1 protein-coding gene is annotated in these 933 nt (G+C 40.3%); it reads right to left on the reverse strand.

Going from position 1 to position 933, the window contains the following annotated elements; genetic code table 11:
- Nucleotides 1–51: 51 nt before the first annotated feature.
- Nucleotides 52–933, reverse strand: an 882-nt coding sequence (locus tag HMPREF2700_RS05525) for a replication initiation factor domain-containing protein (protein WP_210389866.1), incomplete at its 5' end; no start/stop codon positions are given.

A 933-nucleotide genomic window follows, 5' to 3' on the forward strand; every position in this document is an offset into this window, starting at 1 on the left:
AATTGTTTTGCTCCCAACAGGGTTGCTGAATATGTGGTTACTTGGCTTTGATCAAACATTTGAATTTCCTTTACTGTTTAAAAAATTTGAAATAATTTTCTCTTCGAGTTCGATGTCTTTAATGTGTTGTTTTTCCCTGTCTTGTGGGAATGCGGTTTCTTTCTCATCAAGCAAATCATCAAGTAATGTTTGCATGTTCAAATCATCAATTGCTTTTTGCTCTTCGTGTATATACTGAATCTTTTGTGTTTGATCTCTACAGTCGTATTGTTCAGGTTGTAACCCTTTGGGATAACCTTCAATGCCTTTTACAAGTTCATCGACGATTTTTGTATCATCCCAGCCTATATCACGAAGGAAATTAACCATCTTTCCAACTTGATTACGCGCATGAAACAGTTTGTGATCGAAAGATAGATTTACTGTCTCTGTCTTGGCATCCATCCGCTTGGCTTCCGTTTTGAATATCGCCTTACATATCGGATAAGCACCGCCAAGATACGAACCGGCATAAAGCAAAACATCTAAGGGAATTTCTATATCTCCTGCCCGAAATTCAGTTTCAAACCTGACCCAAGGACTGTTGACATCGCCGAATTGTTTTCCTTTCTCATAAACACGGGTAAATTTGGAATTTCCGCGTTTGCCTACATAAAAGGTTTTGCCGCTACCATCATCATTGCGCCATGCAGTTCCGCGACATTCGCTTTTTGGCCTCATGTTATGAACGTCAAAATGACCGTTATCATGATCAAGTAATGCCTGATCGGGTGTGTATTCGCCGTTGAAAAAATCATGGGCGACATCAACACGGGTAATTTTTGGACGTATGCACTTACTTAAAAACTCATACAGTCGGTTTTCCCAACCGGGTATAGCAGCCTGACAACCTGTACCATTCAATTCAACCAACATTGTTTCACGCTGACCGCC

Source organism: Neisseria sp. HMSC068C04 (assembly GCF_001810105.1).
Taxonomy (GTDB): Bacteria; Pseudomonadota; Gammaproteobacteria; order Burkholderiales; family Neisseriaceae; genus Neisseria; species Neisseria flavescens_B.